We start from the raw sequence: 26,646 nt of genomic DNA, 5'->3' as shown, positions 1-26,646 counted from the left end.
CACATCACCGGTTCCCGCCGATGGTCTCCCGCGCGGCACGCAGGGATTCCTTCAGCGACCCCATGGTCGCGAGTACGGCGGTGGGCTCGTAGCCGCAGTGCGCCATGCAGTTGGCGCAGCGCGGGTCCTTGCCGCGGCCGTACTTGTCCCAGTCGGTCTCCTCGATGAGTTCCCGGTACGTCGGCACGTAGCCGTCGCTCATCAGATAGCAGGGCCGCTGCCAGCCGAAGAGCGAGTAGTTGGGAATGGCCCACGCCGTGCACGGGAAGTCGGCCTTGCCCTCCAGGAAGTCCAGGAAGAGCGGCGAGTGGTTCAGCCGCCACTTGGCCCGGTTGCCGCCCGCGAAGGACTTCTTGAACAGCTCGCGGGTCTGCTCGACTCCGAGGAAGTGCTCCTGGTCGGGTGCCTTCTCGTACGCGTAGGCGGGCGAGATCATCATCTCGTCGACCTTCAGATCGTCATTGAGGTAGTTGAGGACCTCGATGATGGTCTGCGGGGTGTCGGTGTTGAAGAAGGTGGAATTGGTGGTGACCCGGAAGCCTCGGCGCTTGGCCTCCTTGATCGCGGCCACCGCCTCGTCGAACACTCCTTCCTTGGCAACCGACTCGTCGTGCCGCTCGCGCAGCCCGTCGATGTGCACGGCGAACGCGAAGTAGCGCGACGGCGTGAATTTCTCGATCTTCTTCCGCAGCAGCATCGCGTTGGTGCAGAGGAAGACGTACTTCTTCTTCGCCACCAGCTGACGGACGATTTCGTCGATCTGCGGATGCATCAGCGGCTCGCCGCCCGCGATGGAGACCATCGGGGCGCCCGATTCGAGCACCGCGCCGACGGCCTGGGCCACCGGCATGCGCTGCTTGAGGACTCCGGCCGGATGCTGAATCTTCCCGCAGCCTTCGCAGGCAAGATTGCAGGCGAACAGAGGCTCCAGCTCGACAATCAGCGGGAACTTCTCCCGCTTGCGGAGCTTCTGTTCAGCAAGGTACGTCGCAATCTTGATGGTCTGACGGAGTGGCATGGCCATCTAGCTCACCTCCTGGGGAGCAGCAAAGATCGGTGCCATTCATAGAAAGCCGGTAGGACGGCACGGAGAACGCGGAATGCCGATATTCCACCGCGGACCGTGCCGATGCGGACGAGCTCATGCTGTGGAGCGTCCACGACCACCCGTACGGCCGCAACCGGGCGGGGCCCGGAGCGCAGGGCGGTGCGCAGAGTGGCGGCGGACTCCATGTCCACCGCGATCGCTCCCGTGGTCCGCAGCTCGGCCCGCTCATGCCCGCGTACGACATGGTCGGAGCCGGTCAGCGGGCCGGTGTGGACGGCGCGTCCCGGTAGTGCTCTGGCCAGTGCGTCGGCAAGCAGTTCGGTGCCGGTGCAGGCGGTCGACCCCCCGGCGAACCGGGTCTCGTCGGCCACGACCAGATCCCCGGGGTGCATGCCGGGCGTCAGCCCGGCACAGAACCCCGAGGCGATGACGGCGGCGCCGAGCGCCCGGCCTTCGCCGAGCGCCCGCGCCACGGCGGTTTCGGCCGCCTGGGGCCCCATGCCCGTACGGAGTACGGTCACCGGGCCCGGGGCCTTGTCCGCCCTGCTCCTGCCGGTGCGCAGGGCGAGCTGTTCGATGCCGAGCGCGCAGGCGATCAGCAGCGGGGCGGCGGGGCCGGGCGGCACCGCGGGTTCCCCCATCAGGCCCCCTTCCGGAGCTCCGCGCGGCCGGCGAAGGGGTCGCCGTGCACGTACCGCCCGAGTGCGGTCAGCGGGAAGACCTGCCGGTAGAGGTGGTAGTTGATGGAGAAGTCCCAGGGGAAGCCGGTCCCGGTGAAGTACGGCTCGTCCCAGGAGCCGTCGGCCTGCTGGGTCTCGGTGAGCCAGGCGACCCCGCGGGCCACGGCCGCGGTGTCCCGCCGGCCCGCGGCGAGGAGTGCGAGCAGTGCCCAGGCCGTCTGGGACGCGGTCGAGGCACCGTGGCCGATCCACTTGTCCTCGTTGTACGAGCGCAGGTCCTCGCCCCAGCCGCCGTCGTCGTTCTGGACGGACTCCAGCCAGCCGACCGCGCGCCGGATCGAGGGATGCGCTGCGGGCAGCCCGGCAGCGACCAGCGCGGGCACCACCGACCCTGTTCCGTATACGTAGTTGACGCCCCATCGGCCGAACCAGCCGCCTGCCACGTCCTGTTCGGCGAGCAGCCACTCGATGCCCCGCCGGGTGACGGGGTTCGCGGAATGGCCCTCGATGGCGAGCATCTCCACCACGTGCCCCGTGACGTCCGCGGACGGCGGGTCGATGACCTCGCCGAAGTCGCAGAACGGCAGCCGGTTGGGGAACGGGCTGGTGTTGTCGGCGTCGAACGCTCCCCAGGCTCCGTTGCGGGACTGCATGCCGACGTTCCAGCGCACCCCCCGCTCGATGGCGGCCTCGATCCGTGCCGGGTCCGGGTGGCGGACCCGGCGCAGCGCGAGGACCACTTCCGCGGTGTCGTCGATATCGGGGTAGTTGTCGTTGTGGAACTCGAACGCCCATCCGCCCGGAGGGAGTTGGGGTCGGCGTACCGACCAGTCGCCCGGCCGGGCGATCTCCTCGTCGAGCATCCAGTCGGCCGCCTTCACGAGCGCCGGGTGGTCGGGGCTGAGCCCGGCGTCGGCGAGGGCGATGGTGGCGAGACAGGTGTCCCAGACCGGGGACTGGCAGGCCTCGATCATGCGGGCGCCGTCCTCGCGCCAGACCGCGAACCGGTCGAGCGAGGCGAGTCCGGCCCGCATCACCGGGTGGTCGAGGTCGTAGCCCAGCAGATGCAGCGCGATGACGGAGTAGACGGCGGGCGGCTGGATCCCGCCCCAGCAGCCGTCGTTCTCCTGGCGTTCGATGATCCAGCGGGCGGCCGCGTTCATGGCGAGACGCCGCACCCTGCGCGGGGCGATCCGGTGATAGAGGTGCAGCGCCCTGTCGAGGCGCTGGAAGACACCGTCCCAACTGGCCGCCGGAGCAGGGCGCCTGGCCGGGTTCGGGTTGCCGGGGTCGGTGTGCAGCTCGTCCAGTGCGAAGGGGGCGGGCCGGACCGGCCGCTTCGCGGAGACGACCGTGAGCGGCACGATGGTCTGGCGGGCCCAGCAGCCGAAGTCGTAGATATTGAGCGGGACCCACTTCGGGAAGAACATCAGTTCGGGCGGGAGCTCAGGCAGGTCGTCCCACTTCCACCAGCCGAACAGGGCCAGCCAGATCCGGGTGAACACCCGGCTCGCCGCGATCCCGCCCTGTTCCCTGACCCACCCCGCGGCGCGGGCCATGTGCGGGTCCTCCGGCCGGTCGCCGGCCAGCCGCAGTGCCACGTACGCCTCGATGGTGGCGGAGAGGTCCCCGGGGCCGCCGTGGAACGTGGCCCAGGTACCGTCACCGAGCTGCTCGCCGCGGATGAAGCGGCCGGCCGCCTGGACCGTGGCGGAATCCTGGATTCCGAGGAACTGGCGCAGCAGGAGGTCCTCGGCGTCCATGGTGACGTTGGTGGCGAGGTCGCCCTTCCACCAGCCCTGCTCGTCCTGCTTGCCGAGGAGGTGCTCCACCGAGCGTTCCGCGGCCCGCCGCGCGGCGGCCAGTAACTCGTCCGCGGCGATGGTTGATTCGGTTGTCGGTCTACTGGCCGAGGCTGCCCGGGGATCCACGGCCCCGGTGCTTCCGTCGGTCGTCGCTGTCATGGCTTCCCCTTCGTGCAGTTGGTCCTCTGCTGTGCTGGGGTCTCCGTCGGCCGGCGCCCGTGACGAACGCCGGCCGGCGACTGCGAGTCATATGGACCAGATGGCGATCATCTCTTTCGTACGACGACGAAGTCCGCGAGCGCCGTGAGCTGCGCCCGCACGGTTTCGGGCATGTCGACACCGTGCAGCGCCTCGATGGCGACCGCATGCTGACGACGCGCCTCCTGAGCGGTCCATTCACGGCCGCCCGCCTCCTCGATGAGTGCCGCACGGGCGGCGAACTCCTCTTCGGAGAAGCTGTCGAAGTCGCTGCTCTTCGCGTCGGCGGCGAGCAGTTCGCCCAGGCGCTCGGAGGCCGGTCCGCCCGCGGCGAGCGCGGCGACGACCGGCAGGGACTTCTTGCGCTGGCGCAGATCGCTCCAGGTCTGCTTGCCGGTGCTCTCCGGGTCGCCCCAGATCCCCAGCAGGTCGTCGACCGCCTGGAAGGCGAGGCCGAGGTGGTAGCCGTACGCCTCCAGGACGTCGGCGGTGCGGTCGTCGGCGCCGCCGAGCACCGCGCCGATGGAGCAGGCGCAGGCGAGCAGGGCACCCGTCTTGTTGCCCTCCATCTCCAGGCACTCCTCGACGGTGACCCGCTCGCGGTGCTCGTAGGAGATGTCCTGGGCCTGCCCGTCGATGAGCTTGCGGGTGGCCGAGGTCAGCCGCCGGGCCGCGCGGCCCGCCTCGACCGTCCCGAGCTCCAGCAGGACCTCGTTGGCCAGCGCGAAGAGCGCGTCGCCGACCAGGATCGCCTGGGCGGGGCCGTGCACCTTCCACACCGTGTCGCGGTGGCGCCGCTGCTCGTCGCCGTCCATCAGGTCGTCGTGCAGCAGCGAGAAGTTGTGCACGAGTTCGACGGCCACGGCTCCGGGGATGCCGGCCTCCGCGGCGGCGCCCGCCGCCTCTGCGGACAGCAGGGCCAGCGCCGGGCGCACGGCCTTGCCGCCGTCGCCGTCGGAGGCTCTGCCCTGGGCGTCGATCCAGCCGAAGTGGTAGGCGGCCACGGTGTCCATGGGCGGTGCGAGCCGGTCAACGGCGGCCCGGAGCACCGGCGTGGAAAGGGCCCGTCCGCGCTCCAGAAGCGCGGTGACGTCCGTGGTGTCCGCCACGGTGTCGGAAGCCGGATTCGCCGGGGTCACTGACTCTCCTCTTGTTCCGGTGGTACTGCTCATGCCGCCTCCTGCAGCGGATGTTCGTGGGGGTGGCCGAGTGCCAGGAGTGCGGCGTCCGCGGCGCCGGCACCGCTGCGGACGGCGCCCTCCATCGTGGCCGGCCAGCCGGTGGCGGTCCATGCGCCGGCCAGGAAGAGGCCGGGTGCCCTGGTCCGGGTCCCGGGCCGCAGCCGGCCGACTCCGGGGGCGGGTGCGAAGGTCGCCGTCCGCTCCCGGGTGACGAAGAAGTCCCTGATCCCCGCGCCGCGAGCGGCCGGCAGCAGCCGCTCCAGCTCGGGCAGGTAGCGGGCGCGCAGCTCGGCGACGGGGAGGTCGATCTCCTCGTCGGCCGCGGACTGGGAGACCGCGAGGTACTGCCCGGGTCCGGTGAGGCCCGAGGCCTCCGTGCGGTCGAAGACCCACTGGACCGGTGAGCCGAGCGCGGTGAAGAACGGCCGCCGCAGCACCTTGCGGTCGTAGACCACGTGCACGTTGAGGATCGGCGAGCTGCCGATCTCCAGCAGCCGCTCCGGGGCGTCGAGCGCGCCCTCGGGCAGCAGGGCGTGGGTCTCCTGCTGCGGGACGGCCAGCACGACGGTGTCCGCCTCGATCCGCTCGGCTCCGGTGTCGACCAACCAGCGCCCGTCGTCGGTACGGGTGAGCGATCCGGCCTTCGTCCGCAGTTCGGTGCGGACACCGGCGGAGTCCAGGGCCTTGCGGCTCAGGGTGTCGTGGATGTCTCCGAGCGGCACACTCGCCCATCCGATGTCGGCGGCGCCGGGATCGGAGAGGAGGCCGGTCTTGAAGACCTTCGCGGCGAGCGCGAGCGAGGAGTTCGGCGCGGTCGCGTTGAGCGTGGCGACGCCGACCAGGTCCCAGAGGGCCTCGACGGTGCGCGGCGACTGGCCGTGCCGGGCGAGCCAGCTGCCGAAGTCGATGTCGTCCAGCGCCGGATCGTCCGGGTCGAGCCGGCCGAGGGCCAGCGCGGCGCGCCCCACGCTCGCCCGCTCGGCGAGCGAGAGGTGCGGGTACCCGGCGAGTCCGGCGGCGAGGTGGAACGGGACCGGCAGCCCATTGCGGCGCAGCCGCCCGAGCCGGGGACCCGCAGGCCGCCCGACGTCGAGAACGGGCACGTCCAAACGGTTTTGCAGGGGCGCCAGACGGGCGCCGTCGACGCGGTCGAGGAACCAGCGGTAGGCGGTGCAGCAGCGCAGATAGACATGCTGGCCGTTGTCGACCGTCAGTTCGCCACGCCGGAAGGAGAAGGCGAGGCCGCCGAGCCGGGGCCGTCCTTCGAGCAGGGTCACGTCAAGCCCGGCGTCGGCCAGGCGCAGGGCCGACGTGATGCCGGCGAGCCCGCCGCCGATCACCACCGCCCGGGAGGAACGCAGGCTGTCATCCGTCATGAATCCCCCTCTCGCCAGGTCTTTCCAGTCAGGGACGCAGGGGTACGGCCAGGGGTTGCCCGCCGTCCCGACTGATCATCCATGGTGCTCATGGTGCGCGAGATGTCCGCGAGGCGCATTCAGACACGCCCTCTGGCCGTACGGCGCGAGATGTATCGGGCGTCGAGACCCGAGAGGCCGCGCACCGCCACGTAGGCCTTCTCGTGGCCCGGCAGCGAGACCCGGCCGCGCAGCACCGCCTCGGGGTCGCGCTCGATCCGGTCGAGGAGCCTGCGGTAGATGCCGGCCATCGCCGCCACACACGCACCGCTGCGCCGGTCCAGCATCGGCAGCAGCCGGTAGCCCTCGGCGAACAGGGCGCGGGCGCGCCGGACCTCGAAGTGGATCAGGCCCGCGAAGTCCGAGCCGGGCGGCGGGGTGGCCCGGTGGAAGCCATCGGAACAGCCGAACTTGGCGAGGTCGTCGGCGGGCAGGTAGGTGCGCCCGTTGCCCGCGTCCTCTCGGACGTCGCGCAGGATGTTGGTCAGCTGGAGCGCGAGGCCGAGCGTGTCGGCGTACTCCGCGGCACGTTCGGCGCCGGGCGCGCCCGGTTCCGTACCGAAGACGCCCAGACTGAGACGGCCGATGGCGCCCGCGACGCACCGGCAGTAGGTCTTGAGGTCGTCCCAGGTCTCGTAGGTCGCGCCGCGCACGTCCATCAGCACACCGTCGATGAGCTCGTCGAGCCCCTCCAGCGGCAGCGGGAACCTGCGGGCGGCGTCGGCGAGTGCGACGGCCACCGGATCGGTGTCGTCGTCGTCGACCGCGCCGTCGCGTACCCGGTCCAGCAGTGTGCGGGTGCTCTCCAGGCGGACGCGCTTGGTCTCCGGCTCCAGCTCGCCGTCACCGATGTCGTCGACACGACGGGAGAAGGCGTACAGCGCCGACATGGCCTGTCGCTTCTCGGCCGGCAGCAGCCTGATGCCGTACGCGAAGTTCCGCGCCTGCTGTCCGGTGACCGCCTCGCAGTAACTGTATGCGGCCTGTACCGGTGCCGACATGTACGTCGTCTGTCCCTCCACGGTCCGGCTCACCCCTCTCTACGCGCTCTTCGCAAGACAACTCCCACCTCGCGCAGCAGGCTGGGCTTGGTGGGCTTGGGCGGTCCGGGCAGTACATCGAACCCGGCGGCCGCGATCGCGGTGAGGGCGGCACGCCCCCCACCCACGAATCCGGCGAGAAGCAGCTTGAGCCTGCCGTGGACGCTACCCACCAGAGGGGTGCCTTCATTCAGCAGTTCCCCGGCGCGTTCCGCCTCGTACGCGACCAGCGCCCGCACCGATGCACCCCCGGACCGTGCGGCCAGATCAGATTCGGCCACATGGAACCTTGCCATGTCGTCGGCCGGCAGGTAGATCCGGTCCCGCCCGAGGTCCTCGGTGACGTCCTGGAGGTGCTCGACGATCTGCAGCGCGGTGCAGACGGCGTCGGAGCGGCGGATCCGTTCGGGGCTCGCGGTCCCGGTGAGCTGGAGGACCAGGCGGCCGACGGGGTTCGCGGAGAGCTCGCAGTAGGCGAGGAGCTCCTCGTACGTCCCGTAGCGGCGGATCTTCTGGTCCTGCCGGTTGGCCTCGATGAGGCCGAGGAAGGGTTCGGGGGTGAGCGAGCAGCGCCGCACGGTGGGGCGAAGTGCCTGCATGAGGGGGTGGTGCGGGGTCTCACCCGTGGTGGAGAAGATGCGGCGCAGGTCGGTCTCCAGCGCGTCGAGCATCGCGAGCCGGTCCTCCCCCTGCGCCGGGTCGAGACCGAGGTGGCGGGCGTCGGCACCGCCGGGGGCGAGATCGCCGTCGCCGATGTCGTCGACGAGCCGGGCGTAGCCGTAGACGGCCATCAGGTCGTCGCGCCAGGCGCGCGGCAGGAAGAAGGGGGCCACCGGGAAATTCTCGTCGGCGGCCTTGTCAAGGGTTCCGGGTACGTCGGAATCGAGCCGCGTCCGGCGGGCACGCGTCACTGCGGACCGCCCTGCACGGGGACGGCGTGAGCACCTCGGAGCTGGAGATCATCCGTCATAGCCGTCACATCTCCCGTTCTACACTGCTGACCCAAAACAACCCATTCCGGACACGCCGCCCGCCCTCCCCAGTGCGGAGGACCATGGGGCCTTCCACTCAGGCGGTATCGCCCCACTTGCAACGAATCAGCACCGGTACAGCTTACGTTGTACAACGCTCATCGATACGGCGGGGTACGGCACGCAGACCGAGTCCGCGCCGTGCCGTGCCAACTTTCCCCGTGCGCACGCAAATTGACGTCATCCGGCGGGAGGAGATCTTGCCGGGAGGCATACGACGAGCCGTGGACGCCGGGGCCCGGCCCATGGTCCGGACCACGCGCAGCGGCCTCCGCCGGAGTCGTCCGGCGGAGGCCGCTGCGCTGCGGAAGGCGTTACTTGCCGGTCTCCCGCTCGTACGCCTTGAGGACCTCGTCGGTCGGGCCGTCCATCAGCAGCTCGCCCTTCTCCAGCCACAGCACCCGGTCGCAGGTGTCCCTGATCGACTTGTTGCTGTGGCTGACCAGGAAGACGGTGCCGGCCTCCTTGCGGAGCTCCCTGATGCGCGCCTCGGAACGGATCTGGAACTTCCGGTCACCGGTCGCGAGAGCCTCGTCGATCATGAGGACGTCGTGGTTCTTGGCGGCCGCGATCGAGAACCGCAGCCGGGCTGCCATGCCGGAGGAGTACGTCCGCATCGGCAGGGTGATGAAGTCGCCCTTCTCGTTGATGCCGGAGAAGTCGACGATGTCCTGGTAGCGCTCCCGGATCTCCTCGCGGCTCATGCCCATGGCGAGTCCGCCCAGCACGACGTTGCGCTCGCCGGTCAGATCGCTCATCAGCGCCGCGTTCACCCCGAGCAGCGAGGGCTGGCCGTCGGTGTAGACCTTGCCGTGCTCGGTCGGGAGCAGACCGGCGATGGCCCGCAGCAGGGTCGACTTGCCGGAACCGTTGGTCCCGATGAGACCGATCGCCTCGCCCCGGTAGGAGGTGAAGGACACGCCGCGCACGGCGTGCACCTTGCGGACCCCGCGCTCCTCGCCCTTGCCGCGGCGCAGTATCCGGCTCAGTGCCGCGGTGGCGCCGCCCTTGCCACCGCCACCGCCGTTGACGCGGTACACGATGTGCACGTCGTCGGCGATCACGGTGGGGACGCGCCCCGCGGTGTTGTCCTCAGCCACGGCCGTACCGTTCCTCTGCCTTCCAGAAGTACACAAAGCCCGCGACGCCCACCAGGAGCGCCCAGGCGAGCCCGACCACCCAGACGTGCGCCGGCAGGTTCTCGGAGCCGTAACCGTCGATCATCGCGAACCGGACCAGGTCCATGTAGATGGCCGCCGGGTTGTACTGCAGCACGTCGGCGATCCAGGACGGCTTGTCCGCGAGCATCACCGGGATGGAGAACATGACGCCCGACGCGTACATCCACGTCCGCATGATGAACGGCATCAGCTGGGCCAGGTCGGGGGTCTTGGAGCCGAGCCTCGCCATGATCAGCGCCAGGCCGGTGTTGAAGAAGAACTGCATCACCAGGGCGGGAACCACCAGCAGCCACGAGAGCCGCGGGTAGCTGCCGAACCCGACCGTCACCGCGACCAGCACGATCATCGAGTACAGCAGCTGCTGGAGCTGCTGGAGCGAGAAGGAGATGGGCAGCGAGGCGCGCGGGAAGTGCAGTGCGCGGACCAGGCCGAGGTTCCCGGAGATGGCCCGGACACCCGCCATCACGGAGCTCTGGGTGAAGGTGAAGACGAAGACCCCGGTCACCAGGAACGGGATGAAGACGTCCTGCGGAATCCCCTTCTTCGTGCCGAGGATCAGGCCGAAGATGATGAAGTACACCGCGGCGTTCAGGAGCGGGGTGGCCACCTGCCACAACTGGCCCAGCTTCGCCTGGCTGTACTGAGCGGTCAGCTTCGCCCGGGAGAACGCCATGATGAAGTGGCGTCGCCCGCGGAGCTGGCGCACGTACTCGAAGAGCCCCGGGCGGGCTCCACTCACCGTCAGACCGTACTTCGCGGCCAGCTCGGCCGAGCTCAGGCCGTCGTCTGCCGATGGCGGGGTGCTCAGCGCAACCGCACCATCATGGGTTGTGTCACTCACCAGATGAAACTCTCGTATTCAAAATGCGCAGCCAGTCGCGGGCGCGGCTCAGGGCGGACAGGTCCCGATAAGAAAAATACGCCTCATGCTCCCAGAGGCGAGCCTCTCAGATGACCGGAGGGCGGCCTAGTCTGGTCAGCCGCCACACCGTACGCCACTTCATGGGGCGTCGCGGTCCGCAGGGTTTCGACCAGCCTTCCCGGAAGCCGCCGAACCATGCCTTCAGCGCCGGGCCGGACGGCCTGCGGAGCAGCGTCAGCAGCAGCCACACACCGAGGTACACGGGGACCAGCGGCGCGGGCAGGTTGCGGCGGGCCAGCCAGACCCGGTTGCGGGCCACCATGCGGTGGTAGACGGCGTGCCTGGACGGGGCGGTGGTGGGGTGGTTGAGCACCATGTCGGCGCGGTAGTCGATCAGCCAGCCGGCGTCCAGCGCCCGCCAGGCCAGATCGGTCTCCTCGTGCGCGTAGAAGAAGTCGCCGGGCAGCGGGCCGACCTCGGCGATGACCCGGGTACGTACGGCGTTGGCGCCGCCGAGGAACGTCGTCACCCGCGAAGAGCGCAGCGGGTCGGCGGCGCGCAGCCGCGGCACGTGGCGGCGCTGGGTCTCCCCGGTGTCCGGGTCGGCGATCCGGAAGCTGATGATGCCGAGCTTGGGATCGGCGTCGAACGCCTGCCGGCACAGCTCCGCGGTGTCGGTGAGCGGCAGCAGCCCGTCGTCGTCCAGGAACAGCAGGGCGTCCACGTCGGCGCCGGACGGCCCGAAGGCCTCGATGCCGACGTTGCGGCCGCCGGGGATGCCCAGGTTCTCGGGCAGCTCGACGGTGCGCACGCCCGCGGGGACGTCCGGTACGGGCGAGCCGTTGCCGACGACGACCACCTCGATCCGGTCGCCGTCCTGCTTGGCGACCGAATCGAGCAGGGCGCGCAGCTCGGCCGGGCGGTTGCCCATCGTGATGATGACCGCGCCGAGTTTCATGGGGGTGCTCACTTCAGCCTGCTCGATGCCAGGACCGACACGAGGTGGAGGAGGGTCTGCAGCAGGGCGATGCCGGCCAGCACCGCGACCGCGAGGCGGCTGAAGAAGAGGTCGTCCCTGACCGAGTCGAGGACGGCCGCGACCAGGATCACCAGGGATGCCTCGACGCACAGGATCAGCCGGTGGAACTTGAGCGCACCGGCGGCCCGGCGCGCGAACGCCATGCCGGACGAGCGCGGCTCGGACGCCGCCTCCTTGACCGGCGGCAGCCCGCCCTGGTGGCGTGCGACACCGACGAGGTCGGTCTCGGCCTTGATCAGGATGGCGCCCAGGGCCGCGAGGGTGCCCAGGAAGGCCCACAGCCAGTCGATGCGTCCGTTGCCCCACAGATCGGCGGCGCGCAGGCCGAAGCCGACGAGCACGGCCGCGTCGCAGAGGTAGGCGCCGACCCGGTCCAGATAGACCCCGCCCAGCGAGAACTGCTTCTTCCAGCGGGCCAGCTCGCCGTCGACGCAGTCGAGCAGCAGGTAGAGCTGGACCATGAGCACGCCGAGCAGCGCACCGGTGATCCCCGGAACGAGCAGGGCCGGAGCGGCGAGCACACCCGCGACGGTCATCAGGTAGGTCAGCTGGTTGGGCGTGACCTTGGTGTTGACCAGGTACCGGTCCACACGCAGCGAGACCTCGCGCATGTAGATCCGGCCCGCCCAGTGTTCACCGCTGCGCCGGTCCTTGACGCCCGGGGGGTGAACGACCGGGCGAAGTTCAGCTACTGATGGTCTTGGCATAGTCGGCGTACGCGTCCCTGATCTGGTCGGTGGACAGGCTGAGGTGTTCCAGGACCGTGAAGCGTCCCGGACGGGTCTGCGGGGCGTAGTCAACGGCCTGGACGAACTCGTCGGCGGTGAAGCCGATCTCCGTGGGCAGGACCGGAAGGCCGTGCCGGCGAAGGACCTCGGCGAAGAGCCCCGACGCCTCGTGGGCTCCGCGCAGGTGCATGGCGAAGGCGGCTCCGAGGCCGACCTGCTCGCCGTGGCTCGCGGCCCGCTTGGGGAAGAGCAGGTCGAAGGCGTGGCTGATCTCGTGGCAGGCGCCGGACGAGGGGCGGGTGTCGCCGCTGATCGAGATGGCGATGCCGGAGAGCACCAGCGACTCGGCGAGGACGGTGAGGAACTCGTCGTCGGCGACGGTGCCGGGGTGGCGCAGCACGGCTTCGCCGGCGGTACGGGCCATGGCGGCGGCCAGTCCGTCGATCTGCTCGTTGTTGACCTGGTGCGAGAGCTCCCAGTCCGCGATGGCGGAGATGTTGGAGATCGCGTCGCCGATGCCGGAGCGCACGAAGCGGTCCGGGGCCTCCCGGATCACCGAGAGGTCGATGACCATGGCGATCGGCATCGGGACGCCGTAGGAGCCGCGTCCGTTGTCGTTGTCCAGGGTCGCGACGGGTGAGCAGAGGCCGTCGTGGGCGAGGTTCGTGGCGACCGAGACCAGCGGCAGGCCGACCCGGGCCGCGGCGTACTTCGCCACGTCGATGATCTTGCCGCCGCCGAGACCGACCACGGCGTCGTACCGCTTGCCCTTGATGTCGTCGGCCAGCTGCACGGCGGCGTCGATGTTGCCGCCCGCGACGCAGTACCAGTCGGCGCCCGGCAGGGCCGGTGCGAGCTTCTCGCGCAGGGCCTGTCCGGAGCCGCCGCTGATCGCGATCGCGAGCTTGCCGGAGGCGGAGATCCGCTGGTCCGCGAGGAGACCGGCCAGATCGTCCATGGCGCCCCGGCTGATGTCGACGAAGACCGGGGACGGGATGAGCCGGGTCAGTACTGGCACGCGATCTCCCTGCCCTTCTCGAGGTCGTCGTGGTTGTCGATCTCGACCCAGGTGACGTCGCCGATGGGGGCCACGTCGACGGTGAAGCCGCGGTTGACGAGCTCCTGGTAGCCGTCCTCGTAGTAGAGGTCGGGGTCGCGCTCGAACGTCGCCTTCAGGGCGTCCGCGAGCGCCTCCGCGGCCTCTGCCTCGATGAGGGTGACGCCGATGTACTCGCCGGTGGCGGTGGCCGGGTCCATCAGCTTGGTGATCCGCTGAACGCCCTTGCCCTCCTCGGTGATGACCTTCATCTCCTCGTCGGCGAGGTTCTTCACCGTGTCGAGGGCGAGGATGATCTTCTGGCCCTTGCCGCGCGCGTCCAGCAGGGTCCGCTCGACGGAGACCGGGTGCACGGTGTCGCCGTTGGCGAGGATCACACCGCGCTTGAGGACCTCGCGGGCACACCACAGGGAGTAGGCGTTGTTCCACTCCTCGGCCTTGTCGTTGTCGACGAGGACGATCTTGAGACCGTACTTCGCCTCCAGCTCCTCCTTACGGTCGTAGACGGCTTCCTTGCGGTAGCCGACGACGATCGCGACCTCGGTGAGGCCGATCTCGGCGAAGTTGGCCAGCGTGAGATCGAGGACGGTCTTCTCGCCGTCCACCGGCACGAGAGCCTTGGGAAGCGTGTCGGTGTAGGGGCGCAGGCGCCGTCCTGCGCCGGCTGCCAGTACGAGGCCGATCATGCGGGTTCTCCTTCGTCGTGAACGGCGGGTGCCCCGGAGGACACCCAGAACCGGATGGACTCCACCAGCACGACCAGTGCCACCACCACCGCGAGCACGGTGAGTGCCACGGTGAAGCCCGAGGCTCCGGTGAGTACGGCGGCGAGTACGGCCACCACCAGGGTGCGGCCCTCGTGCCCGCCGATCGTTCGCACCAGCCACTGGGGCGGCGCACCGGTGCCGCCTCGAATGCGGTAGACCGTGTCGTAGTGATGGTAGGCGACGGCCGATACGAGTCCGAAGGCCGCGGGAAGCGCCCCGTCGATGTCGCTGCGGGCGGCCAGCGCGAGGATCGTGCAGTACTCGGCCGCCCGGAAGACCGGGGGTACGAGCCAGTCGAGTGCGCCCTTGAGGGGGCGAGCCACGGCTATGCCGGAGCAGACCGCGTAGAACACCGCGGCGACGATCATCTGCCGGCTGCCGAAGGGCTGCTGGAGCGCGGCGGCGATCAGTGCCCCGGCGCCGACGACCGCGACCACCGGGGCGGTCCAGGCGCCCGGGATCCGGGGGCCGCGGGCCGCCACGAGCTGGGCGAGGGGGCCGGAGTCCGCGAGGTCCGCGAGGGCCTGGGCGGCCCGGTCGGTGCGGCGGGCCTTGCGGGTCAGGGAGCGCAGCAGCCGGCCCGCCGTGGTGTAGCAGGCCGCGAAGGAGCAGCCGACGAGCAGTGCGTAGAAGACGATCCGGGGGGTGGTGAACGCGGTCAGGACGGCGATCATCGCCCAGCGCTCACCGATCGGGAGCACGATCATCCGGCGCAGCCAGACCGTCCAGCCGACGCTGTCGAGCTTGTCGGAGAGCGCGGCCGTGGGGCTGGAGTTCGCCACCGCGTCGTGGTTCGCCTCGTTGAACGAGAAGTCGATGACGTGGCGGCAGGACTGGAGCACCATCGCGCCGAGCGCCAGGGCCCAGACGTCGTCGCCGCCCCGGGCGGCGCCGAGCGCGAGGCCCGCGTAGTAGGCGTACTCCTTGGCGCGGTCGAACGTGGCGTCGAGCCAGGCGCCCATCGTCGAGTACTGGAGCGAGTAGCGGGCGAGCTGCCCGTCGGTGCAGTCCAGGACGAAGGAGAAGAGCAGCAGCAGTCCGGCGGCGACGTACCCGCCGCGGGTGCCGGTGGCCGCGCAGCCGGCCGCGACCAGGGCGGTCAGCAGCGACGCGGTGGTGACCTGGTTGGGGGTGAACCCGCGGCGCGCGCACCAGCGGGCGATGTAGCGCGAGTACGGGCTGATGCAGTACGTGGTGAAGAAGCCGTCGCGGGCCTTGACGGCGCTGCGCAGCCGGACCGCCTCGTCGTCCACGGCGGCGACGCCGGAGAGCGCGGTGGCGCGGGCCGCCTCGTCCGCCGGTACGGCCGCGACGAGTGAGCCGAGCTCCGGGCGCTGCACCCCGGTGCCCTCGGCGTCCATCGTGGCGGCGAGCCGGCCGGGCACGGTGCGGTCGACGACCGTGGCGGTGCTGCCGGGCGGGCCGGTGGGCACGCCCGCGCCGGCCGCCGTGCTGGTGCTGTCCAGGGCGCGGGCCAGCGCGGGACGCGCCTCCGGCTGCACGGTGAGCGCGCCGGGCACGGTGGCGGCGGGGAATCGGGGGTCGGTCAGTCCGAGCCGCAGGGCGTGGACATGGCCGACGAAACGGGGGTCGACGAGCGCGACGCGCCGGTCGGCGGGGACGGCGGACAGCAGCCGCGCGGCCTCGCCGACATCGGCGGCGGCCTGGACGTCGAAGCCCAGTGACCGCAGATCGGCCTCGATGGTCGATCCGGGTACCGGAGCACCTGTGAGAATGGCGGTCGACAGACGAACTCACTCCTTGGTGCTGACATGGGTCGGCGCGCGACGGCACGGCCCCGATGCGGGCCGGCGGCATGTCGGCAGAGGCTATCGGATGAACGGAAGCGGGAGTTCACTGCCCGTTTATGCTCCGTTCCGGGCGGACCTGGATCATGCGGGGCCGTCCGCGATCATCATCGTCGATGGCCGCCTCGCCTGACAAAACGCGGTGCGAGGATCCGGGCCTCCCCTGTGGATCTTGCCGGACTCGCCGGGCCCGGCAGGCCCTAGTCTGACCCGCATGACATGGCTGATCACAGGCGGAGCGGGATACATCGGGGCACATGTGGTGCGAGCCATGAAGGGGGCCGGTGAGCGGGTGGTCGTTCTCGACGACCTCTCGACCGGCAACCCGGACCGGCTGCCGGCCGAGGTCCCGCTGGTCCGGGGCTCGACGGCCGACCGCGCACTGGTGGACCGGGCGCTGGCGGAGCACGCGGTGACCGGTGTCATCCATCTCGCGGCGAAGAAGCAGGTCGGAGAATCCGTCGAGAAGCCGCTCCTGTACTACCGGGAGAACATCGGCGGGCTGACCGTCCTCCTGGAGGCCGTCGCGGCCGCCGGCGTGCGGAGCTTCCTGTTCTCCTCGTCGGCCGCGGTGTACGGCGTACCGGACGCGGAGCTGATCACCGAGGAGGCTCCCTGCGAACCGATCAATCCGTACGGGGAGACCAAGCTCGCCGGTGAGTGGCTGGTGCGGGCGGCCGGGCGGGCTCACGGGCTGTCCACCGGCTGTCTGCGCTACTTCAACGTGGCGGGCGCGGCCGAGCCGGAACTCTCGGACACCGGCGTCTTCAACGTGATCCCGATGTTCTTCGAACGGCTGACCCGCGGCGAGGCCCCGCGGATCTTCGGTGACGACTACGCCACCCCCGACGGCACCTGCATCCGTGACTACATCCACGTGGCCGACCTCGCGGAGGCGCACCTGGCTGTCGCCGGGCGGCTGGCCGCGCAGGAGGAGCCCGGGGACCTGACCGTCAACATCGGCCGCGGCGAGGGCGTCTCGGTGCGCGAGCTGGCCGATCTGGTGGCGGAGGTCACCGGGCTCGACCGGAAGCCCGAGTCCGAGCCCCGCCGACCGGGGGACGCGTCGAAGGCGGTCGCGTCCTGCGACCGGATCTCCGGCGAGCTGGGCTGGTCGGCCCGGCGCGGGGTGCGCGAGATGGTCGCGTCGGCCTGGCAGGGTTGGCTGCTGCATCACCCCGTGACGTCCGCCCGGTGAGCTGTCCGCCGCTCTGACCACCACCCGTCAACAGCTCTGACCTGCGACCATTTCCGCAGGTCAGAGCAAGTGACAACGGTGTTCACTGCCGTGTTGCCCGATACCCCCCGCCCGTAGTTCACTGGCATTGCCCGGGCCAATCGCGTCCGGGTCCGCGCGACGACCGGGAGGCGTCCCCATGGGGGCTGGGCACGATCACGGACATGCGCACGGCGGCCCACCGCCCACCGGCACGGCGGCCGCCGCGTACAAGGGACGACTGCGGATCGCGCTGGGCATCACGCTCACCGTGACCGTCATGGAGATCGTCGGCGGGCTGCTGTCCGGCTCCCTGGCGCTGATCGCGGACGCGGCCCATATGGCAACCGACGCGCTGGGCCTCGGCATGGCCCTGCTGGCGATCCACTTCGCCAACAAGCCGGCCGGACCGAACCGCACCTTCGGCTACGCCCGCGCCGAGATCCTCGCCGCGCTGGCCAACTGTCTGCTGCTGCTCGGGGTCGGCGGCTACCTCCTCTTCGAGGCGGTGGAGCGCTTCGTCAGTCCGGCCGAGACCAGGGGCGGGCTGACGATCGCCTTCGCCCTGGTCGGCCTGGTGGCGAACATGGTGTCGCTGTCGCTGCTGGTGCGCGGGCAGAAGGACAGCCTCAATGTGCGGGGCGCCTATCTGGAGGTACTCGCGGACACCCTCGGTTCGGTGACCGTGCTGATCTCGGCGGGCGTCATCCTGGCCACCGGCTGGCAGGCCGCGGACCCGATCGCCTCGCTGCTCATCGGCCTCATGATCGTTCCGCGTACGGTGAAGCTGCTCAGGGAGACGCTGAACGTCCTGCTGGAGTCGGCGCCCAAGGGGGTCGACATGGGTGAGGTGCGCGACCACATCACGGCACTGCCCGGGGTGCTGGACGTCCATGACCTCCACGCCTGGACGATCACCTCCGGTATGCCGGTGCTCTCCGCCCATGTGGTGGTGCATCAGGAACTGCTCGACTCCATCGGGCACGAGAAGCTCCTGCACGAGCTGCAGGGCTGTCTCGGCGACCACTTCGACGTCGAGCACTGCACCTTCCAGCTGGAGCCGAGCGGGCACGCGGAGCACGAGGCGAAGCTCTGCCACTGAGCACGTGAAGGCCGAGGGGTGCGAGAAGGCCCGCCGCAATCCCCGATGTACGGTGGAACCCCCTCTCGATCAAGGGTTCTCACGTTGACCGACAATGATCACGACACTCGCCGAACAAGGCGGTGACGGCGCTGGTCCTCGATGATTCCGGGCCGGTTCCCCAGGGCACGATTCAGTACCCGGCGGCGTTCGGCGTCTGACGGGTGTGTCCGTGACCGTGACGCCCCGGCGCCGGACATGCCAGGACCCGAAGTGCGGACAAGCCGCTTTTGTACGGCAGACTTGAGCAGACTCGACGGGACCGGCGCACGGGGCCGGGACCACAGCGAAGGATGGGTATGCCGACCACACCAGCCACCGCGGCGAACACCTCGTCGAACGGCGCAGCAGAAGCGATCATGCTCGAACTGGTCGACGAGAACGGCACCACCATCGGCACGGCGGAGAAGCTCGCCGCCCACCAGGCACCCGGCCAACTGCACCGCGCGTTCTCGGTGTTCCTCTTCGACGAGCAGGGCCGGATGCTGCTGCAGCGGCGCGCACCGGGGAAGTACCACTCCCCCGGTGTCTGGTCCAACACCTGCTGCGGTCACCCGTACCCGGGCGAGGCGCCCTTCGCCGCCGCCGCCCGGCGGACGTACGAGGAGCTGGGCATCTCCCCCTCGCTGCTGGCGGAGGCGGGCACCGTCCGCTACAACCACCCGGACCCCGCCTCGGGCCTGGTGGAGCAGGAGTTCAACCACCTCTTCGTGGGCATGGCGCAGGAGCAGCTGCGGCCGGATCCGGAGGAGGTGGGCGAGACGGCGTTCGTATCGGCCGAGGAGTTGGCGGAACGGCATGACCGGGCGCCGTTCTCTGCCTGGTTCATGACGGTGCTGGATGCCGCCAGGCCCGCGATCCGGGAACTGACCGGTCCGGCTGCCGGCTGGTAGACGGGGCCGCCGGTGCGGCGGGGTCAGGGGCGCGGACCGAGCGGCAGGGCCGCCCAGATGACCTTTCCGCCGCCCGCGGTGTGCTCCACGTCGCAGGCCCCGCCCGCCTCCCGGGTGATCTCCCGGACCAGCAGCAGTCCGCGCCCGCCCGTCTGCGCGTGATCGGTCTCCAGCGCGGTCGGGCGGTACGGGTGGTTGTCCTCGACGGACACCCTGACCCAGTCGGTGCCCACGGCCACCTCCACGGCGAGTTCCGGGGAGAGCAGCGCCGCGTGCTTCACGGCGTTGGTGACCAGCTCGGAAACGATGAGCAGCAGCCCCTGGGCGATGTCGTCGTCCAGCGGTACGCCCTGGCGGTACAGCAGATCGCGTACGGCGTGCCGGGCCTGGGGTACGGAGACGTCCGTGGCCGGGGCGGTGAACCGCCAGACCCCTTCGTACGGCACGGGCCTGGCGGGGACACTCCCGCGGCTCTCCATTGACCGGTACCCGCTTCCACTCGATGGTGACTGCACGTCGAGTACAGGGTGCGGGGCGTAGTCGGTCGGGTCCGCACCACTGAGCAGAAGTCGACCTCTATCGACAGAACTTGACCGGAGAGCTGCGGGTGCGTCAACTATCAGACCGTTTTTGACCGTCTCCTGAAGGCTGGTCCTGCCCGCCCGGAGCCCCTCCCCCGGGCGTCATCCGGTCCGAGACCATCGAGACGATCCGGCGGCCTCCCACCCCGATCGCGATGAGCCCGAGTCCGTCGAAGAGCAGGGCGAGCGAGAAGAAGCAGCCGAGCACGTAGAGGCTGCTGTGCGGCCAGTCGAAGAGGACCAGCAGACCCAGCAGCAGACCGAAGGCGCCCTGCAGGAGTGTCCAGCCGAACTGCGGGCCGCGCACCACGACACTGCCGACGAGGCGGAACACCCCACCGGTCAGGAAGAGCAGTGCGGCGAACATCGTCAGCGCCTCGGCCGTGCCGTGCGGGTGACGGATGACCACGACCCCGGCCGCGATGTTCAGTGCGGCGACGACCACGCCCAGCCAGAAGTAGCTGGTGCCGCGCGACTGGATCGCGTGGAGCAGCCCGACCAGGCCGCCGATCAGCAGCAGCCAGCCGAAGAGGATCATCGAGGTGAGCGTCGCGACGCCGGTGTAGACGAGACCGACCAGACCGGCGACGACGAGAAGAGCGCCGAGCAGGGCGAGGCCGCTGAAACCGCGGCTGAGCTTCCTGCCCTCGTGTGCGGGATCGGCCACCGGGAACTCCTCGGGGTGCGTGCCTGCTTCGCGGCCCCTTCTTGATCATAGGTTCGAACGGTACGGATAGCATCCGGCGCATGGACCGCACGGAACCCCGGCTGGAGCTCACCGTCGCGGACGGCGTCGCCACCCTCGTGATCAGCAATCCCGCCAAGCGCAACGCGATGACGGCCGCGATGTGGCAGTCGCTGCCCGAGCTGCTGGAAGAGCTGGCCGCCGACTCCTCGGTACGCGCGCTGGTGCTGACGGGCGCCGGGGACACCTTCTGCGCCGGGGCGGACATCTCCTCCCTCCGCGACCCCTCGGGTGCCCCGCAGGAGCTCGCGGTGGCGGCCGAGGAGGCGCTCGCCGCCTTCCCGCTGCCGGTCGTCGCCGCGGTGCGCGGCTACTGCGTGGGCGGGGGGAGCCAGCTGGCGGCCGCCTGCGATCTGCGGTTCGCCGAGGAGGGGGCGCTGTTCGGGGTCACCCCCGCCAAGCTCGGGATCGTCTACGCCGCGTCGTCGACCCGCCGGCTCGTCGCGCTGACCGGCCCGTCGACGGCGAAGCACCTGCTCTTCTCCGGCGAGCTGATCGGTACGGACCGGGCGCTGCGCACCGGTCTGGTCGACGAGGTGCTGCCCGTCGGCGAGCTGGACGAGCGGGTCGAGGCGTACGTCCGGGTCCTGGTGTCCCGTTCCCGGCTGACCCAGTCGGCCGCGAAGGAGTTCGCCGCGGGGCGCGAGGACCGGGACGCCCACTGGGCAGACCAGGCACGCCGCAGCGGCGACACCGCGGAGGGCGTCGCCGCGTTCCTGGAGCGGCGCACACCCCGCTTCACCTGGCCGTCCCGGGCCTGAGCGCTCCCTGTCCCGCCCGGCCGCCCCCGGCCCGCCCGCTCCCCGCTACCGGAGGACGAAGCGGCTCTTGGCGCGCCACTCCTCGACCAGTTCGGGCGGCGCCTTGTCGGGGGACCCGGCGTCATACGGCGGCTGCGGGTCGTACTCGGTCAGCAGTTGCACGGACTGGGCGTGCCGCTCGCCCGCGATCCGGCCGAGCAGGGTGAGGCCCATGTCGATGCCGGAGGAGACGCCCGCGGCCGTGACGTACTTGCCGTCGATGACGACGCGTTCGCCGGTCGGCTCGACGCCGTACTCCTTCAGTGCGCCGAGGGCGAGCCAGTGCGAGGTCCCTCGCCGCCCCTTCAGGAGTCCGGCGGCCGCGAGCAGCAGCGAACCCGTGCAGACCGAGGTCGTCCAGGTACTGGCGGCATCGGCGGTGCGCAGCCAGCCGAGCAGGGTCTCGTTCTCCATCTGGGCGCTCTGCCCCGGACCGCCGGGGACGATCACCAGGTCGGGCGCCGGGACGTCGTCGAGCGTCCGCTCGGCGACCAGCGACAGGCTGCCGCTGTCGTTGCGCACCGGGCCGGTCCGCTCGGCGACGAAGACGGTCTCAGCGCCGGGTGCCCGGGACAGGATCTCGTAGGGTCCGACGGCGTCGAGCGCGGTGAAGCGGTCGAAGAGGACGATGGCGATCTGCATGGGTGGCTGCCCTTCGGTCAGTGAGGGAGGGTGACGGGCCCGGTGGGGCGGGGCCGGTCGGCGGGGGCGCCGGCCGGCCGGTGGCTGAACCGTCTGCGGTACTCGGCGGGCGCGGTGCCCAGCGCCCTGACGAACGCGCGGCGCATCGCCTCCGGCGTTCCGTAGCCGCACGCCCGCGCGATACCGGACACACCGTCGGAGGTGTCCTCCAGGAGCCTGCGGGCCTGTTCGAGACGGACGAGGTCGACGTACCGGCCGGGTGTCATACCTGTCTCGGCCCGGAACGCACGGGCGAAGTGGCGCGGCGAGAGCCGGGCGCGGGCGGCGAGGGCCTCGACGGAGAGGTTCTCGCCGGGGTGTTCGGTGATCCAGTGCTGGACCTCGCGCAGCGGTTCGCGCCGGGCCGTCTGCGCGGTGAGCTGCGCGCTGAACTGGGCCTGGTTGCCCGGCCTGCGCAGAAAGACCACCAGATGCCGGGCGACCGTGAGCGCCACGTCCCGGCCGTGGTCCTCCTCGACGAGGGCGAGCGCGAGATCGATGCCCGCGGTGACTCCGGCGGAGGTGGCCAGCCTGCCGTCCCGTACGAAGATCGGTTCCGGGTCGACCTCGACGGCCGGATAGGTGCGGGCGAGGTGGTCGCAGAGCGTCCAGTGCGTGGTCACCCGGTGCCCGTCCAGCTGTCCGGCCTCGGCGAGCAGCAGGGCACCGGTGCAGACGGAGACGAGCCGTTCGGCGTGCGGGGCGTGCCCGCGCAGCCAGTCGACGAGGGCGGGGTCGGGGACCCGGGTGCCCTGTCCGCCGGGTACGAGGAGGGTGTGGGCGGGCCCGGCGTCCGCGAGGCTGCTGTCGGGGACGAGCGTGAGCCCGCTCGACGACCGGACCGGTGCGCCGTCCGGCGAGGCGGTGCGCAGTCCGTACGAGACCCCCGGGAACCGGGCGGCCCCGGCGAAGACCTCCATCGGCCCGCTCACATCGAGGCTCTGGACGCCGTCGAAGAGGACGACGAGTACGGTGCGCTGCTTCATGCCTGCCATCCTGTGCGGCCTCCCGGATGGCCGCAATGACGGGTTCCCCACCTTTCCTGCCATGGCGGGCCGCGACACACGTCACCGGCTCCCCGGGGTTCCGGTCCGTACCGACCAGTCGGTAACGTGCAGGCATGAGTACTCTGCCGCCCCGTGCCGGACGCCGCTGCCACAACGCCCTCAACCCTCTGCACTCCGCGCTCTACTTCTCCCCGGACCTCGGGAAGGAGCTCGGCGGGATCGGGATCAAGGATGCGTCCGCCGCGTACTTCGCCTCGCGCGCGGCCGCTCTCGGGGCCGTCGGCCCCGGTACGGTCACCGCCACCTTCTACAACTTCAACCACGACCTCGTGGCCGCGCACGTGCCCGCCGTCTGGGACATCGCCTCGCCCGAGGCCGTACTGGCGGCGCGGCTGCGGGCCGTCGACTCGACGCTGCGCCGGCTCCTCGGCGAGGAGACCATCGCCTCTCCCGAGCTGGCCGAGGCCGCGCGGCTGGCGCTGCGCGCCGTCGCGGGCTGCACGCGACACGCCCGGCCGCTGTACGCGGCGCACGCCGATCTCCCGGTTCCGGAGCAGCCGCACCTGGCGTACTGGCACGCCGCGACACTGCTGCGCGAGCACCGCGGTGACGCCCATCTCGCCGCCCTCCTCGCGGCCGGTCTCGACCCGGTCGAGGCCCTGGTCAGCCACACCGCCACCGGCAAGGGCATGCCGCCGCGCTGGGTCCTGGCCACCCGCGGGTGGCGGGGCGGCGACTGGGACGACGCCTCCGCGCGGCTGCGCGACCGCGGACTGCTCACCGCCGAGGGCGAGTTGACGGAGGAAGGCGTCGCGCTGCGGGCGGGCCTGGAGGAGGCCACGGACCGGATGGACCTGGCGCCGTACGAGCACCTCGGCGGTCCGGGCGTGGCACGTCTGACCGAGCTGGGACGCGGGTTCCTCGGCACGGCGCTGGCGGCCGGCGCGTTTCCGGCGGATCTGAACGGCTGACCCGCCGGGCGGACGACAGCCGGTACATGGGGCGGTCGGGCGACACGGCGCCCGGCCACCCGGCAGAATGCAGGCGAGTGGCCCAGGGCCGTCCGAACCACGGACCCCGGGGCCCGACCAGCACAGCCAGTACGAGAAGGCGAGTCGGTAAAACCGTGACGACGTCCATCGAAGGCAGGATCGCCGAGGAGCTCGGCGTACGCGAGCGACAGGTGAAGGCGGCCGTCGAGCTGCTCGACGGCGGATCGACCGTGCCGTTCATCGCGCGCTACCGCAAGGAAGCGACCGAGATGCTCGACGATGCGCAGCTGCGCACGCTCGAGGAGCGGTTGCGGTATCTGCGGGAGCTGGAGGACCGCCGTGCGGCGATCCTCGAATCCGTGCGGGAGCAGGGCAAGCTCGACAGCGCGCTGGAGGCGCGGATCCGGGCCGCCGACACGAAGGCGCGCCTTGAGGACATCTATCTGCCGTTCAAGCCGAAGCGGCGGACCAAGGCGCAGATCGCCCGGGAGGCCGGGCTCGAACCGCTCGCCTCCGGCCTGCTGGACGACCCGTCGGTCGATCCGCTCGTCGCGGCGTCGGCCTTCGTCGACGCGGACAAGGGCGTCGCGGACCCGGCGGCGGCCCTGGAGGGGGCCCGCGCCATCCTCACCGAGCGGTTCTCGGAGGACGCCGACCTGACCGGCGAGCTGCGTGAGCGCATGTGGACGCGGGGCCGGCTGGTGGCGAAGGTGCGGGAGGGCAAGGAGGAGGCGGGCGCCAAGTTCGCGGACTACTTCGCCTTCACCGAGCCGTTCACCGCGCTGCCCTCGCACCGGGTGCTCGCGATGCTCCGGGGCGAGAAGGAGGACGTCCTCGACCTCGTCCTGGAACCGGAGGAGCCGTCCGGGGAGCCCGGCCCCTCCTCGTACGAGAACATGGTCGCCCGGCGCTTCGGGGTGAACGACCGCGGGCGTCCCGGGGACAAGTGGCTGGCCGACACCGTGCGCTGGGCCTGGCGCACCAGGCTCCTGGTCCACCTCGGCATCGACCTGCGGCTGCGGCTGCGCACGGCGGCGGAGGACGAGGCGGTACGCGTCTTCGCGTCGAACCTGCGCGATCTGCTGCTCGCCGCACCGGCCGGGACGCGGGCCACGCTGGGGCTCGACCCGGGGTTCCGTACCGGAGTGAAGGTCGCCGTCGTCGACGCGACCGGCAAGGTCGTCGCGACCGATGTCATCCACCCGCACGTCCCGGCCAACAAGTGGGACCAGTCGCTGGCGAAACTGGAGCAGCTGGCGAAGGCGCACGATGTCGATCTGATCGCGATCGGCAACGGCACGGCGTCGCGCGAGACGGACAAGCTCGCCGGTGAACTGTGCGACAAGCACCCGGAGTTGAAGCTCACCAAGGTGATGGTCTCGGAGGCCGGCGCCTCCGTGTACTCGGCGTCCGCCTTCGCCTCGCAGGAACTCCCGGACATGGACGTCTCGTTGCGCGGCGCCGTCTCGATCGCGCGCCGTCTCCAGGACCCCCTCGCGGAGCTGGTGAAGATCGACCCGAAGTCGATCGGCGTCGGGCAGTACCAGCACGACCTGTCCGAGGTGAAACTGTCGCGTTCGCTGGACGCGGTCGTCGAGGACTGTGTGAACGGCGTCGGGGTCGACGTCAACACCGCGTCGGCGCCGCTGCTTTCACGGGTCTCCGGCATCGGCTCCGGGCTCGCGGAGAACATCGTCGCGCACCGCGACACCCATGGCCCGTTCCGCTCCCGCAAGGGGCTCAAGGACGTGGCCAGGCTCGGCCCGAAGGCGTACGAACAGTGCGCGGGCTTCCTGCGGATCCGGGGTGACGACCCGCTGGACGCGTCCAGCGTGCACCCGGAGGCGTACCCCGTGGTCCGGGCGATGGTGAAGCGGACGGGCGGTGACGTCGCCTCCCTGGTCGGCAACACCGGAGTGCTGCGGACCCTGCGGGCGGACGACTTCGTGGACGAGAAGTTCGGGCTGCCGACCGTCACCGACATCATCAAGGAGCTGGAGAAGCCGGGGCGCGACCCGCGCCCGGCGTTCAAGACGGCCACCTTCAAGGAGGGCGTCGAGAAGCTCGGCGATCTGGAGTCCGGGATGGTGCTGGAGGGGGTCGTGACGAATGTCGCGGCGTTCGGCGCGTTCGTGGACATCGGGGTGCACCAGGACGGTCTGGTCCATGTGTCGGCGATGTCGAGGACGTTCGTGAAGGACCCCCGTGATGTCGTGAAGCCGGGTGACATCGTCAAGGTCAAGGTCATGGAGATCGACATCCCGCGGAAGCGGATCTCGTTGACCCTGCGGCTGGACGACGAGGCGGGGGCGAACGCGGGCCCGGCGGCCGGAGCGGGGTCCGGGTCCGGCGGAGCGGGCGGCGAGCGGGGCGGGCGTCCGCCCCGGCAGCGACAGGGGCAGGGCGGTGCGGGGCCGCGTGGCGGCCAGGGCGGCCAGAACAGCCAGAGCGGCCAAAGCGGCCAGGGGCGGGACCGGCGCGGTGGCGGCGCCGGCAACGGCGGCGGTGGCGCGCGTCAGGCGCCGGCCGCGACTCCGGCCAACGGGGCGATGGCGGACGCGCTTCGGCGGGCGGGCCTGCTGGATCCGAAGCAGGGCGGCAGGAAGCGGTAGCGGAAGCCCGCTTCGGGGCGGGGTGGTGAGGGGTCCGCCCGCGGCGGGCCTTCTCCCCGCCCCGCCCCTTCCCGTGTCAGGAACACCGCCCCGGAGCCCCGCTCCTCGAACGCCGGAGGAGCGGGGACGTGCGCGAGG

24 protein-coding genes are annotated in these 26,646 nt (G+C 71.0%); 6 read left to right on the top strand and 18 right to left on the bottom strand.

The window, feature by feature from the left end; translation table 11 throughout:
• Nucleotides 1–4: 4 nt before the first annotated feature.
• The 14 genes from hpnH to ACIQM0_RS17920 all read right to left on the bottom strand — a co-directional run bounded on the left by hpnH (nucleotide 5) and on the right by ACIQM0_RS17920 (nucleotide 15,552).
• Entirely contained in the window at nucleotides 5–1,024 is a 1,020-nt protein-coding gene (hpnH, locus tag ACIQM0_RS17985; RefSeq protein WP_385037116.1) for an adenosyl-hopene transferase HpnH, read from the bottom strand.
• A gap of 5 nt (nucleotides 1,025–1,029) precedes the next feature.
• Complete coding sequence (locus ACIQM0_RS17980; RefSeq protein ID WP_401287480.1) at nucleotides 1,030–1,689, bottom strand: 1-hydroxy-2-methyl-2-butenyl 4-diphosphate reductase; 660 nt, start codon at nucleotides 1,687–1,689, stop codon at nucleotides 1,030–1,032.
• Nucleotides 1,689–3,692: a squalene--hopene cyclase gene (shc, locus tag ACIQM0_RS17975; RefSeq protein WP_401287478.1), complete on the bottom strand. Its 2,004-nt coding sequence runs from the start codon at nucleotides 3,690–3,692 to the stop codon at nucleotides 1,689–1,691. Before shc ends, ACIQM0_RS17980 begins: the two co-directional genes overlap by 1 nt.
• A 107-nt stretch (nucleotides 3,693–3,799) precedes the next feature.
• Complete coding sequence (locus tag ACIQM0_RS17970) at nucleotides 3,800–4,903, bottom strand: polyprenyl synthetase family protein (RefSeq protein ID WP_401287475.1); 1,104 nt, start codon at nucleotides 4,901–4,903, stop codon at nucleotides 3,800–3,802.
• Entirely contained in the window at nucleotides 4,900–6,288 is a 1,389-nt protein-coding gene (gene hpnE, locus ACIQM0_RS17965) for a hydroxysqualene dehydroxylase HpnE (RefSeq protein ID WP_401287472.1), read from the bottom strand. Before hpnE ends, ACIQM0_RS17970 begins: the two co-directional genes overlap by 4 nt.
• A 119-nt stretch (nucleotides 6,289–6,407) precedes the next feature.
• On the bottom strand, nucleotides 6,408–7,328 hold the full coding sequence (hpnD, locus tag ACIQM0_RS17960) for a presqualene diphosphate synthase HpnD (RefSeq protein WP_401287470.1): 921 nt from the start codon (nucleotides 7,326–7,328) through the stop codon (nucleotides 6,408–6,410).
• A gap of 29 nt (nucleotides 7,329–7,357) precedes the next feature.
• The gene (gene hpnC / locus ACIQM0_RS17955) at nucleotides 7,358–8,278 is read right to left on the bottom strand and encodes a squalene synthase HpnC (RefSeq protein ID WP_401287467.1); all 921 of its coding nucleotides are present in this window, start codon (nucleotides 8,276–8,278) and stop codon (nucleotides 7,358–7,360) included.
• 434 nt (nucleotides 8,279–8,712) lie between these two features.
• Complete coding sequence (locus ACIQM0_RS17950; RefSeq protein ID WP_401287464.1) at nucleotides 8,713–9,498, bottom strand: ABC transporter ATP-binding protein; 786 nt, start codon at nucleotides 9,496–9,498, stop codon at nucleotides 8,713–8,715.
• Nucleotides 9,491–10,420: an ABC transporter permease gene (locus tag ACIQM0_RS17945; RefSeq protein WP_401287461.1), complete on the bottom strand. Its 930-nt coding sequence runs from the start codon at nucleotides 10,418–10,420 to the stop codon at nucleotides 9,491–9,493. The genes ACIQM0_RS17950 and ACIQM0_RS17945 overlap by 8 nt, the downstream gene beginning before the upstream one ends.
• Nucleotides 10,421–10,526: 106 nt before the next feature.
• Complete coding sequence (locus tag ACIQM0_RS17940; RefSeq protein ID WP_385026763.1) at nucleotides 10,527–11,399, bottom strand: glycosyltransferase family 2 protein; 873 nt, start codon at nucleotides 11,397–11,399, stop codon at nucleotides 10,527–10,529.
• Between the two features lie 8 nt (nucleotides 11,400–11,407).
• A complete protein-coding gene (locus ACIQM0_RS17935; RefSeq protein WP_363028869.1) occupies nucleotides 11,408–12,187 on the bottom strand; it encodes a CDP-alcohol phosphatidyltransferase family protein in 780 nt (259 codons plus the stop codon).
• Complete coding sequence (locus tag ACIQM0_RS17930; RefSeq protein ID WP_362952652.1) at nucleotides 12,165–13,226, bottom strand: iron-containing alcohol dehydrogenase family protein; 1,062 nt, start codon at nucleotides 13,224–13,226, stop codon at nucleotides 12,165–12,167. Before ACIQM0_RS17930 ends, ACIQM0_RS17935 begins: the two co-directional genes overlap by 23 nt.
• Entirely contained in the window at nucleotides 13,214–13,951 is a 738-nt protein-coding gene (locus ACIQM0_RS17925) for a sugar phosphate nucleotidyltransferase (RefSeq protein ID WP_401287457.1), read from the bottom strand. Before ACIQM0_RS17925 ends, ACIQM0_RS17930 begins: the two co-directional genes overlap by 13 nt.
• Nucleotides 13,948–15,552 (bottom strand): DUF5941 domain-containing protein, encoded by a 1,605-nt coding sequence (locus ACIQM0_RS17920; RefSeq protein WP_401287455.1) that lies wholly within the window; start codon nucleotides 15,550–15,552, stop codon nucleotides 13,948–13,950. Before ACIQM0_RS17920 ends, ACIQM0_RS17925 begins: the two co-directional genes overlap by 4 nt.
• A 502-nt stretch (nucleotides 15,553–16,054) precedes the next feature.
• Between ACIQM0_RS17920 and galE the strand changes: the two genes are divergently transcribed.
• The 3 genes from galE (at nucleotide 16,055) to idi (ending at nucleotide 19,090) form a co-directional block, all read left to right on the top strand.
• Complete coding sequence (gene galE, locus ACIQM0_RS17915) at nucleotides 16,055–17,038, top strand: UDP-glucose 4-epimerase GalE (protein WP_401287452.1); 984 nt, start codon at nucleotides 16,055–16,057, stop codon at nucleotides 17,036–17,038.
• A 178-nt stretch (nucleotides 17,039–17,216) separates the two neighbouring features.
• Entirely contained in the window at nucleotides 17,217–18,158 is a 942-nt protein-coding gene (locus ACIQM0_RS17910; RefSeq protein WP_401287449.1) for a cation diffusion facilitator family transporter, read from the top strand.
• A gap of 338 nt (nucleotides 18,159–18,496) precedes the next feature.
• A complete protein-coding gene (idi, locus tag ACIQM0_RS17905) occupies nucleotides 18,497–19,090 on the top strand; it encodes an isopentenyl-diphosphate Delta-isomerase (RefSeq protein WP_401287447.1) in 594 nt (197 codons plus the stop codon).
• 23 nt (nucleotides 19,091–19,113) lie between these two features.
• Here idi and ACIQM0_RS17900 read toward each other — a convergent pair whose 3' ends face one another.
• Both ACIQM0_RS17900 and ACIQM0_RS17895 read right to left on the bottom strand, forming a co-directional pair.
• On the bottom strand, nucleotides 19,114–19,569 hold the full coding sequence (locus ACIQM0_RS17900; protein WP_401287444.1) for an ATP-binding protein: 456 nt from the start codon (nucleotides 19,567–19,569) through the stop codon (nucleotides 19,114–19,116).
• A gap of 133 nt (nucleotides 19,570–19,702) precedes the next feature.
• A complete protein-coding gene (locus ACIQM0_RS17895) occupies nucleotides 19,703–20,338 on the bottom strand; it encodes an HdeD family acid-resistance protein (protein WP_401287441.1) in 636 nt (211 codons plus the stop codon).
• A gap of 80 nt (nucleotides 20,339–20,418) precedes the next feature.
• Between ACIQM0_RS17895 and ACIQM0_RS17890 the strand changes: the two genes are divergently transcribed.
• Complete coding sequence (locus ACIQM0_RS17890) at nucleotides 20,419–21,177, top strand: enoyl-CoA hydratase/isomerase family protein (RefSeq protein ID WP_401287438.1); 759 nt, start codon at nucleotides 20,419–20,421, stop codon at nucleotides 21,175–21,177.
• Nucleotides 21,178–21,222: 45 nt separating this feature from the next.
• Here the strand turns inward: ACIQM0_RS17890 and ACIQM0_RS17885 are convergent, their stop codons facing one another.
• Together ACIQM0_RS17885 and ACIQM0_RS17880 are read right to left on the bottom strand one after the other, a co-directional pair.
• The gene (locus tag ACIQM0_RS17885) at nucleotides 21,223–21,858 is read right to left on the bottom strand and encodes a DJ-1/PfpI family protein (protein WP_401287435.1); all 636 of its coding nucleotides are present in this window, start codon (nucleotides 21,856–21,858) and stop codon (nucleotides 21,223–21,225) included.
• A gap of 17 nt (nucleotides 21,859–21,875) precedes the next feature.
• Nucleotides 21,876–22,883: a GlxA family transcriptional regulator gene (locus ACIQM0_RS17880; RefSeq protein ID WP_401287432.1), complete on the bottom strand. Its 1,008-nt coding sequence runs from the start codon at nucleotides 22,881–22,883 to the stop codon at nucleotides 21,876–21,878.
• A 134-nt stretch (nucleotides 22,884–23,017) separates the two neighbouring features.
• Between ACIQM0_RS17880 and ACIQM0_RS17875 the strand changes: the two genes are divergently transcribed.
• Nucleotides 23,018–23,875 carry a hypothetical protein gene (locus ACIQM0_RS17875; RefSeq protein WP_401287430.1) on the top strand — a complete coding sequence of 286 codons (858 nt, stop codon included), beginning with the start codon at nucleotides 23,018–23,020 and terminating at the stop codon, nucleotides 23,873–23,875.
• 155 nt (nucleotides 23,876–24,030) lie between these two features.
• Nucleotides 24,031–26,508: a Tex family protein gene (locus ACIQM0_RS17870; protein ID WP_401287427.1), complete on the top strand. Its 2,478-nt coding sequence runs from the start codon at nucleotides 24,031–24,033 to the stop codon at nucleotides 26,506–26,508.
• Nucleotides 26,509–26,646 lie beyond the last annotated feature (138 nt).

This window comes from Streptomyces sp. NPDC091387, from assembly GCF_044756945.1.
In the GTDB taxonomy this organism is placed as follows: domain Bacteria; phylum Actinomycetota; class Actinomycetes; order Streptomycetales; family Streptomycetaceae; genus Streptomyces.
This window is presented reverse-complemented; position numbering and strand designations above follow the sequence as displayed.